Annotated in this window: 10 protein-coding genes, 1 pseudogene and 1 riboswitch; of the genes and pseudogenes, 1 reads left to right on the top strand and 10 read right to left on the bottom strand. The window is 66.8% G+C overall.

Annotated elements, in window-relative coordinates; all coding sequences use genetic code 11:
• Window positions 1-83 precede the first annotated feature (83 nt).
• From P1P75_RS11090 to P1P75_RS11070, 6 genes are all read right to left on the bottom strand, one after another.
• Window positions 84-356, bottom strand: coding sequence for a hypothetical protein (locus P1P75_RS11090; RefSeq protein WP_319254062.1), 273 nt, complete (start codon window positions 354-356; stop codon window positions 84-86).
• A 66-nt stretch (window positions 357-422) separates the two neighbouring features.
• Complete coding sequence (locus tag P1P75_RS11085; protein ID WP_319254060.1) at window positions 423-1220, bottom strand: site-specific integrase; 798 nt, start codon at window positions 1218-1220, stop codon at window positions 423-425.
• A complete protein-coding gene (locus P1P75_RS11080; protein ID WP_319254058.1) occupies window positions 1112-2707 on the bottom strand; it encodes a hypothetical protein in 1596 nt (531 codons plus the stop codon). The genes P1P75_RS11085 and P1P75_RS11080 overlap by 109 nt, the downstream gene beginning before the upstream one ends.
• A 299-nt stretch (window positions 2708-3006) precedes the next feature.
• Window positions 3007-3705, bottom strand: coding sequence for a site-specific integrase (locus P1P75_RS11075; RefSeq protein WP_319254056.1), 699 nt, complete (start codon window positions 3703-3705; stop codon window positions 3007-3009).
• The gene (locus P1P75_RS42005; protein WP_369076334.1) at window positions 3626-4084 is read right to left on the bottom strand and encodes a hypothetical protein; all 459 of its coding nucleotides are present in this window, start codon (window positions 4082-4084) and stop codon (window positions 3626-3628) included. The genes P1P75_RS11075 and P1P75_RS42005 overlap by 80 nt, the downstream gene beginning before the upstream one ends.
• Window positions 4085-4130: 46 nt before the next feature.
• Window positions 4131-4283, bottom strand: coding sequence for a hypothetical protein (locus P1P75_RS11070; protein ID WP_319254072.1), 153 nt, complete (start codon window positions 4281-4283; stop codon window positions 4131-4133).
• A 78-nt stretch (window positions 4284-4361) separates the two neighbouring features.
• Between P1P75_RS11070 and P1P75_RS11065 the strand changes: the two are divergent.
• A pseudogene (locus P1P75_RS11065) lies at window positions 4362-4520 on the top strand (transposase); the annotation flags it as partial.
• A 127-nt stretch (window positions 4521-4647) separates the two neighbouring features.
• Here P1P75_RS11065 and P1P75_RS11060 read toward each other — a convergent pair.
• The 4 genes from P1P75_RS11060 to P1P75_RS11045 all read right to left on the bottom strand — a co-directional run bounded on the left by P1P75_RS11060 (window position 4648) and on the right by P1P75_RS11045 (window position 9634).
• Window positions 4648-5514 carry a bifunctional 5,10-methylenetetrahydrofolate dehydrogenase/5,10-methenyltetrahydrofolate cyclohydrolase gene (locus P1P75_RS11060; protein WP_319254054.1) on the bottom strand — a complete coding sequence of 289 codons (867 nt, stop codon included), beginning with the start codon at window positions 5512-5514 and terminating at the stop codon, window positions 4648-4650.
• Window positions 5515-5535: 21 nt separating this feature from the next.
• A riboswitch (ZMP/ZTP riboswitch) is annotated at window positions 5536-5622 on the bottom strand.
• Between the two features lie 166 nt (window positions 5623-5788).
• Complete coding sequence (locus tag P1P75_RS11055) at window positions 5789-6730, bottom strand: hypothetical protein (RefSeq protein WP_319254052.1); 942 nt, start codon at window positions 6728-6730, stop codon at window positions 5789-5791.
• The gene (locus tag P1P75_RS11050) at window positions 6663-7991 is read right to left on the bottom strand and encodes a TniB family NTP-binding protein (protein ID WP_319254050.1); all 1329 of its coding nucleotides are present in this window, start codon (window positions 7989-7991) and stop codon (window positions 6663-6665) included. Before P1P75_RS11050 ends, P1P75_RS11055 begins: the two co-directional genes overlap by 68 nt.
• The gene (locus tag P1P75_RS11045; RefSeq protein WP_319254048.1) at window positions 7985-9634 is read right to left on the bottom strand and encodes a Mu transposase C-terminal domain-containing protein; all 1650 of its coding nucleotides are present in this window, start codon (window positions 9632-9634) and stop codon (window positions 7985-7987) included. The genes P1P75_RS11050 and P1P75_RS11045 overlap by 7 nt, the downstream gene beginning before the upstream one ends.
• Window positions 9635-9661: the final 27 nt, after the last annotated feature.

Raw genomic sequence — 9661 nt, 5'->3', positions numbered from 1 at the left:
ATCCGAGACGACACTCGGGCCCTCAACCTGCCCAGCCTCAGCCCACAGCACGAAAACGGTCCACCGACTCCGTCGGCGGACCGTCACGCAAGATCGAGGTTAAGCGCGTAGGCGTAAGCCAGCATGGCATCGCGGTAGTTCCGATCATTGGCGTTCAGCTGGATGTAACAGCTGCGAAGTTGATCCGTCTTGCGCTGCTTCTCGGCGGCCTCTTGCTCAGCGAGGCTTCGCCGTTCCGCATGTTCCAGTTCTAGAGTTTTGGCCCGCTGCGACAAGTGCTGGGTGAAGATCGCGGACGCTAGCGTCCCGCACACCCCGACAATTGCAATGACGAGTGACACGATCGCACTGGACATTCCCACCTCGTCTAAACGCACCATAGGCGCTGTTGGCTGGACCGTAACTTGTTGCCCATCCGCGAGTCAGCTGATTCCCGTGGCAGACGGCTCATCGAACGACAGCCCCTTCGCTGAAAGACTCTGGACACCAGGTCTTGGATCTGTCGCGGCTGTCAGGTGGGATCCGTCGAGCTGTTTGGTGGGGGGTGTCGCAGTGCGGCCCGTGATCTCGCGGAAGGTCGGGATCCCGAGGCTGATGGTCGTGGCTCGGCGTCGACGGTCGTCGAGCTGAGCGAGCTTGCTCTCGGTAGCGGCAAGGCTGACGCGTAGACCCTCGGCCTCGCCGAGCCAGCCTTCGTGTTCGGCCTCAGTAGTCCGCTCGTGCAGGTTGCTGCGGATCTCTTCCAGGCGAGGTCGCTGGGTAGGGTCGACGCGGAGAACTGGGCAGCGGACGCAGCTGTTTTCATGCTGGCAAGTTGTGCCGTAGGCACGACCGCAGTCGCCCAGAGCGACCTTCCTCCGCTCGAAGTGGCCAAGGAACTCCTCCCACTCCGCATCGGTGGGAGTGCGGTACTCCTCACTGGGCCGAAGTGCCCTGCGGCGGGCGATGAAGGCCCGGTGGCCATTGATTGCTTCCTCGGGATAGACCGCCTTGTAGCCCATGGTGGTGTTGATGTTCTTGTGGCCGAGGACGAGCTGGGCGATGTCGGGTGGCATCCCGTTCATGATCGCTTCTGTGGTGAAGATCCTCCAGAAGTCGTGTGGCTGATAGTTCAGAGGCTGCCCGGCGGCGTTGGTAAGGCCAGTGGCTTGGAGGATCTCGTTGAGCGCCTTCCGGATGGTCTTGGAAGAGACAGCCGCCGCTGGCCACCGCTGGACCATTGGAAAAGCAGTGGAATTGGCGGATGCCAGATCTTCTCCAGGCCGTCGTAGAAGGGGATCAAGGGGATCGCCCCGCTGGCCTCACGGACCCGGCTGACGATCATGCTGAGGACGTCGGCGAGTTCCGGGCTGACAACCAGGAGCCTCTCTTCGTGGGTCCTGGACGGGGCGATCTGCAGAAGCGGGATGAGCTCGCCGGTCGAGGGGAGGGTGTACTGGGTGATGCTGGTGGTGACTGCTCTCCAGCATCTCCTCGATTCGGACGCCCGTGTGCCGGAGGAACTCGATCGTGGCCCAGCCCCAGAACGCGCGGTGCTCGGCCGGGGCGAAGTGGTGCCTGCGGCCCGACGCGTCATAAGCGCAGGCAGAACCACTGACGTCGAGCCGAGTCGACTTGCCGGCCTTGGTGAACGTCTCGCCGAGGACCGTGAAGACGCCGCCGCTTGGTGCTTGGCGGATCGCTTCCAGCCGGGTCCGCGCCTCCTGGAGACGGTTCTCGGCAGCAGCGACCAGGGTCGGCAGCACTGGCAGCGTTCGCGGGTGCGCTGGTCCATCCGCGCCTTGCGGCGTCGGATGTCCTTCTTGTAGGTGATCTCATTCCCGCTGATCGGGCTGGGCGCCGCCCACGGTCCCCATCTGGTCGGTTCTTCCAAAGCCCACTGCGAGATGTCGAGGTAGAAGGCGCGGACGTAACCCAGTAGGGATGCATAGCTGGCCCGCGGGGTCGTCACCTCGGCCATGGTTCCGTCGGCCATCCGGCGGCGGGCGGTCTTGGTCCGGAGCCGCTCGTTCCAGGCCGATGCGACGCTGCGGTCCAGGTGGAGAGAGGAGATGCCGGGGTGGTGAGTTTCCAGATTCTTCCAGAAGTACAGGGCGAGCACTCGCGCGAGATCTTCGAAGCTGGCGTAGTCCAGGGCCGGTTGGCGTTCGGCGAGGTAGTCGACGATGAGATCGCGTACTGGCTGGCATTCGAGCTGATAGCGGTCGACCAGCTCAGCGGGGGTGAACTGCCCGGAGAACACGGTCAGCGCTCGCAGGGTGGCGGGGGCGTCCGGCGGGAACTGCCCCATGTCTTTGAGGAGGGAGTAGAACAGGAACCGGCTGTCACCGCCCCTCTTCTCCAGGGCGACGGTCTCGGTCTGCCGCAGTTCGATGCAGTCACCGACGGTGATGTCGCTGACTCCACCGCCCTTGGCGAGGAGGATCATCGCGATCTGAGTGCAGGCCTTGAGCCCGGGCCTGGAATTCAGCACAACCGGGTCGGCGGATTCTTCGATCCGGGCGAATCCCGCTGGGTCGCGGTGTTCGACCACGGCCTCGCGCCAGTAGCGGGTCTGGACGATCCGCAGCAAGAACGGCAGGTCGGGGCGGATTACATCCGCGACGAAAAGGCAGAGCAATCCACTTCGCAGTGCCTCCTCCCGGGCGCTCTCTCCGCGCTCGGTCAGCCAGGGCAGCACCACGTCGGTCCACTTCAGGCCCAGCATGCTCGCCGGGCTGGCCTGCCATCGCTCCTGCCACGTCGCCCCCGGGAAGGTCTCGAGCCAGCTGAGGATCTTGCGGGCGCCGTACCAACGGATTTTGTGCGTCGTTTTGACGCGTGCTCGCAGTGGCGGTCGGTCGATCCTGGTCAGGACTGACTCGCGGGTCTCCTCGGTTGTGGCCCAGGTGGAGGGACGCGGCCGTGGCGGGAACTGCGTGAGCAGCCTCCGGGCCGCCTCGCCGTGTGACTCGGAGGTGGGGCTTCCCGCCCGAGCTGGTTGGGCAGCGATCGCTGGCGCTGTGGTCACGGGAGTCCTCCGAACAGGGTGTTCAGCGAGGCCGGGTTGTAGCCCGGGGCGGGCGCCGGCGGCTTCGCCGGTTGCTGTGCCCGGCGGGCGTGGTGGGCGAAAACTTGCTCGATGACCTCTTCCTGGCTCGCGGCCAGGTAGATCTCAGTGGTCGACAGATGCGCGTGTCCGAGGACCCACTGGACATCGGTCAGTGACATCTGCGGATCGTGGGCCATCCGATAGGCAGCGGTGTGCCGCAGGTCGTGAAGGGTCCAGTTCGACCCGAGCAGGTCGTTGGCTCGGTTCAACATGGCCCGGGCAGCGTGGTAGTTCAGCGGCCGCCATGGGCGTCGCAGGGTCCACCACAAGCTGTAGTTGCGACCGCGGGGTGCCCCTTTGCGCCAGGCTTCCTCCTGGGCCAGCCGCAGCCAGACAAACGCGTCCGTGGAGGCGAGGATCTGCTGGTAGGCGCGGGTTCCCTTGCGGACCACGCCGATGAGCTGCTGCCCGGGCGAGATGTCCCTCACCCGGCTGGTGAGCAGTTCCTCGGCGCGGGCGCCGGTGGAGACCCAGAACGCGAGCAGGGCCCGGTCGCGGTTGTACTTCAGCGCGGCGAACAACGCGTTGAACAGCTCATCCGGGATCCGCCGCGGGATGCGCTTGGGCACCTTCGGCCGGTAGCGGCCCTGCCGTTCGGGACGGAACGTCTCCAACGGATTGTGGTGTGCGTGAGCCCGAGAGTTGCGACGTGAGCGGTCCAGCGGGAAGGGGGTTGATGATCGGGCCGGTGCCTTCGTCGAGGTGAAAGTCGTAGAAGGTCCGCAGCACCGTTTCGCAGTGGGCCCGCGTGGAAGGCGCGTACTTCCGGCCCGGTGCGGCTCTGCCGGTGACCGGGTTCGGCGTCCCCGGCTCCATCCTCGGGGCCGGCACTGTGGGCGCCGTGATGCCTTTGCGCTGGTGACGCCAGTGCACGCGTACCGGCTTGTCGGCGAGCTGGGGCCACCGGCAGAAGTCACGAGCCTCGGCCCTGGTCGCCTGATCCCAGCACATTTCAACGGCCCAGAGGAACCGGTACCACCGCAGCAGGTCCATCCCGTATGAGCGGATCGTCGTTGCCGACTTCGACGCGGCCTGCAGGTCAGCGAAGAACATCGCCACCGGTACAACAAGCTGCCCGATCGGGATCGAGCAGTTGGTACGGCTCGACAGCTTCGCCGGTCTCCTCCAGGCGCCCGATCTGCGGCACGACGAAGGCCGCCACGTTCCGGCTCAGCCCTTCAGCATCCTTCATGCACCAGCTAACGCCAGCACTCCGAATAGGTCACTGAGCTGCAGAAACATCGGAACTAGTTCAGTCAATACACCCCTTCTGCCCGTCCCGGCCGGCCGGACCAAGACCGGCGGGCACCCGGAAAAGTGGCCGCGGCGCGAGATCGTCGACGGCATCCGCTACATCGTCGACAACGGCGCGAAGTGGCGGGCTCTGCCTGCGGACTTCCCACCCTGGGAGACGGTCTACGGGTTCTTCTGGAGGACACTCATCACCACGATGACCCGGCGGCTCACCCGCAAAAAGCCCCGCACCAACTGGACCAAAAAGTTCAGGTCAGCAGGCTAGCCGCTTGTCGTCCACGCCAAAATCAAGGGTGCCCTCCTCATCGGCCGGCCAGCCCAAGCTGGACGGATGCCGCGTCGACCGTCTGCGCCAGCAGGACTGCGATGGTCATGGGTCCGACCCCGCCGGGGACCGGCGTGATCAACCGGGCACGAGTGCGGGCAGTGTCGAAGTCGACGTCGCCCACGTTGCCGGGGTTGTATCCGGCGTCGATCACGACGGCCCCTGGCTTGACGTCCTCGCCGCGAATAAGACGAGGCCGTCCCACGGCCGCCACAACAACGTCCGCTTCCTGCACGATCGCGGCCAGATCGGTCGTACGGGAGTGGCAGTAGGTGACCGTGGCGTCCCGGGCGAGCAAGAGCATTCCGACGGGCTTGCCGAGGATCGCACTGCGCCCCACGACAACGGCATGCTGCCCAGCAAGATCGACCCCATACTCGTCCAGGAGCCGCATAATCCCGCCCGGGGTGCACGATGCGAATCCAGGCAGTCCGAAGCTCATCGCCCCGAAGGAGCTCATCGTGACCCCGTCGACGTCCTTCTCCGGCGCGATAGCCTCGAATGCCGCCCGCTCATCGATGTGAGGGCCTACCGGGTGCTGAAGCAAGATGCCGTGCACTCCGGCGTCCTGCGAAAGGGACTGGAGGGTCTCCACCAGCTCAGCGGTTGCAGTGGCGGCCGGCAGGCTGACAAGCCGGGACTCGATGCCCGCCTTCGCGCAACGGGCCCGCTTCATCCGGACGTACGTCACCGAAGCCGGGTCCTCACCTACCAGCACCGTTGCGAGGCAAGGCGTCACGCCGACACGTCGCGCAAGCTCTGTCGCCTTGCCTGACGTCTCCTCAACGATGCGTCGGGCAAGGCCCACGCCGTCCATGAGCCGGGCTGTCTGTGTCTGGGACATGGTCGCCTCCAGGCGTCGCTGACCACTCGCCCAGGCGCACGGCATCGACCGATTCGTCAGACCGCTCCCCGGTGGTGCTCCACCTCAGCGCCAGTCACGGCCCACGCACCACTCTAGTGGCACCCTTCCGTTGATCAGGAGCGGGAATGTCCCGTCTCAAATGATCTGGTCTGCGAGTAGGGCTGTGACCTGCGGCGACCAGATCAGTTGAGACGCCGGGCCGCCGAAAATCTCAAGTGATCTGGTCCCGGAAGCCGGGATGCCAGGTGTTGTCTCAGTTGTTCTGGTCTGTCCCTGCTGTTTCGAAGTGATACCAGCTTTGGGTGTTCAGCCAGGACTGGTAGTCCCTGAAGATCCTTGCGAGGCTGTCGGGTTGCTCTCGCTGGTCCAGAAATTCGCCCAAGAGCTGGAAGAGCGTCGCGACGGCTTCGATGTCGGCGTGGGGCGTGAGCGGATGGATCCATCCTGCTGGGGCGAGGTGGCGAACGAGGGCAGGCCAGGTGAGGTCGTGCCCCCTGCCGGGCCGGACGACCAGCCACTCGTGGAAGCCGGCGAGCATGCTCCAGGAGGTCCCGGCGTCGCAGCCCAAGACGAAGGCGGTGGTGGTTGCGAAGGAGCCGTCGATGCCGTGCATCGCGGGCTGTTGGCGAATGGCGGCCAGCAGGCCGCGGTGGTTCCTGATGACGTTGACCTGCAGGGCCTGATGGGTGGCGCCGAGGAAGTCTCCCGGTGTGCGCCGTGGGGTGCCGGCGACGCCGTTGGGGTTCGTGAGCGGATGACCGACGAGGAAGCGGCGCACGGTGGCATAGGAGACGTCGGCGTCGTGCTCGTCCAGAAGCCTTTCCCAGATCAGACGGGTCGGAGGGAGTTGGCCGCCGTTCGTTGCCGCGTATTCGTCGAGGATGGCGTCGAGGGCGGGCCGGATGCGGTCCAGGACCGGGTTCTCCTTGACGGTGCGCGGCTTTCGAGGCGGCGGTGTCGGGGAGGCGAGGGCTTGCAGAATGGTGCGGCTGTGCACGTGGTGCCGTTTCGACAACGCCGCGACCGACAGGTGTTCCTTGTGGGCGTCGCGTCGAATGGCGGCGAAGAGTGCGGGCTTTTCCGCGCTGAGGGTGACGTGTCTTTTGGGCTTCCCTGGCTCGTCCGGTTCAGCCGATTTCCTTGCGGCGAGGTCTGGCAGTGCCCGTTCGAGCGCGCCTTGCTGACGTCCGGTCACTGCGGCGAGCCGGTCGCCTCGTGGGCGAGTTCCGTAGCCGTAGTCGGGTGCCGGCGAGGTATCCACGCAGGTAGCTGGGTTTGAGGTGGTTGGCGCGGGCCAGGCGGCGGATGTAGGAGTCGGTGCTCTCCCCGCTCTTCGGGCGGGGCCGGGCTGGCAGTGGGCGGAGCCGGTCGCCATCGTCAACGCTGGTGGTCATGAAGCCGATTTGGTCGTGCGGGTCTGGGCGGCGCGGTCGAGTTTGACGCGTTCCAGCGAACTTCCGGGTGATCTTCTCTGTGCCGTCGAGGATGGCGTCGATGGCGGCCCCGCGGATGAGGTGGGACAGGCTGCCGATCATGCCGCCGGTGCGTTGGTGGAGGTAGTGGGCCAGCCCTTCCAGGGTCTTGTGCTGGTGGTGGTGCAGTCGCAGGGCCTCTTCGAAGGTGCTGACCAAGCCGGTCCATTCCGCAGTGCGGGGGAAGGGAATGGTGTCGATGACCGCGAAGCGCCCGGCGATCTGTCGGCCACGGGTGCCGTTGAACAGCCCGTTCGCCTCCAGGTCCACTCCCGCATAGACGAAAGTGGCCGGGATCCGCTCCGAGAAGTACTTCAGCGTGTCCGAGACCTCGGCGCCGTTCCTGGTCGCCAGTGAGAGATTGTGCAGCTCGTCGACACACACGACGCTCACTCTTGCGTCGATCAGGACGCCGCAGACGGCCTCGATGACGTCGGTGATGTTGGCGCGGGTGGTAACGGGCAGGCCCAGGAAGCGGGCGAACTCGACGGCCAGCATGCGTGAGGTCGCGGCGGGCGGGACGGTGACGTAGCCCACCGGGATCCGGTCGACGCCGGGGTGCTGGCGTCGGTCGATGACCTCGATGGTCTTGCCGAACTGGGTGAGCGCGGTGGTCTTGCCGGTCCCGGCCGCGCCGGACAGGATCAGGCCCCGGCGGGCGCTGATCGCGTGCCGGTCGAGCAGGGTCAACCGCCTGCCGGCATGGACGACGGTGCGCAAGGTGGAGGTCGCGGCCACGGTCAGGCGGGTGTGGTAGTCGAGGCGGACGTCGTCGTAGTCGAGCCGTCCGTCGTCGTCCAGGTCGGTGAGTTGGTTCTCGGTCAGGAGGTCAGCAGGTGCCGGGTCCTGGGTGGTGAACTCCCGCCAGCCCTCCAGGGTGGTGAGGTAGCGGTGCAGGTCTTCGCGGTCCAGGGCGCGTCGCCATCCGTGCTGCCGACCTGGGTTCGTGTCCTGGCCGGGGGTGGGTCCGGTCGCGGTCACCATCGCTTGTCCGCCTCCTTGAAGGGGTCGAAGATGCCGAGCGGGATGACCTTCGCGTTCGGCTCGTCATCTGTGCTGTCCACCGCCTCGTCATCGTGGAGAGACAGCTCGTTCTCGGTGGCTGGTGGTGGTTCTGGCCTGGGCGGACGCGGTCCCGTGCTCTCGGCGGCGGCTCGGGTCCTGGCGGCGACGCGCCGGTCGCGCTTGGACGGCCGCGCGGCAGGTTCGTCGTCCTGGTCGGGTGGTCCCTGGTTGGCTCTGACCAGCAGCTTGGCGACGGCCTGGGCGATCTCCTGTTCGGTCGGTGTCGGGTTGCCCTTGCTCCGCAGGTCGGCTGCCGCGTGGTCCCATGCCAGGTCGCCGAAGGGCTGCGGGACGCCGCCGAGGTGCTTCCAGGGGACCGGGATCCAGCCGGTCTCCCAGTGGTGGCGCATCCAGATCCAGGCGGCGTCGTAGGGGTCGCGGTGGATTTCCCACAGGTCCCGCTTGCGTGTGACACCGGAGGGCTGTCGCCGGAACGGGGCCAGGTCGGGGCAGTCGTAGACCCGGTTGTTGATTTTGATCCCGTAGGAGTTGACGGCCCGCCAGGTGGCGGGCAGCAGTTCGACGTAGTCGTCGCCGCCAAGAGCAAGGGGGACGTAGCCGGCGCTCTCGACCAGGGCGGCGTACTTCTGGTTCGGGGTGAAGGTGCGGCCGGGAACGCCCGGGTCGCGGAGCCCGTCATGGGGTCTGGATTGCCACTTGGCGACAAGCCACTCGTCGAGAAATTCCTGGATCTCCAGCATTGACCACAACGGCTCGTCCTCCACGCCTCGGCCGCGGTGCTCGGCGGTGCCGCCGAGGTAACCGGGCAGGAACTGGCAGAACAGCGTGGCCACTGATTCAAGTGTGCGTTCGATATGGGGATTCTCCGCCGGGGAACGTGGGTGCCAGGGCTGGAAGGTGATCTCCAGGGTGCGGCAGGCGGAGCGGGAGTTGTCCGAGATGAACGCCTTGCCCCGGTCGCAGACGATGGTCTCAGGGATGATCACAGGCCGGGCCGCGGCGTGCTCCAAGCGCTCGTCCAGGGTTAGCAGCCGGCGGTGCGGCAGCACCGAACGGGACATCGCCAGGGCCTGGACCCAGCCCGGCCGCATCGGCTCCGGGGTCAGCGCGCGGGCCAGCAAAAGGGAGGCGTCCACCGACTTGGTGGTCGGCCGCACCACCGCCGCGGCGACGGTCCGCGTCGCTAGGTCGATGAGCGCGCAGAGCTCGACTCTCCCGGGGACCCCGTGGTCCAGCCGCACCAGCACGTCCAGCGGGGTGGAGTCGATCTGCATCAGCTCGCCCGGGGCGGCGACCGACTCGTAGCGGAACGGCCCCTCGGGCTGGTCGGCCAACGAGCGGCGGGTGCGGGCCGAACCGGTGACATGGACCCCGTGCGACAGCTTGTCAAAGAGCTGGTGGAACGTGGCCCGCGACGGCATCTCCACCACGGCCAGGCCATGCTCGGCCTCCAGGATCCGCTCGGTTCGCCATCGCGCATGCTCGATCGTGCGGGTGGAAGCCGGGATGCTCTCGCCGATCGCCTGGCGGATCGCCGCCACCACCCGCGGGTCGGCCCGGCCGACCCGCGAGGCGTGCGGGGCGAGCCGGTGGTCCACCACCGCCGTGATCCCGCCGGCCTCGTACTG

Source organism: Streptomyces sp. ID05-39B (genome assembly GCF_033794725.1).
Classification (GTDB): Bacteria; Actinomycetota; Actinomycetes; order Streptomycetales; family Streptomycetaceae; genus Streptomyces; species Streptomyces bobili.
Note: the sequence above shows the minus strand (reverse complement) of the source record. Positions and strands in the feature narration are given on the sequence as shown.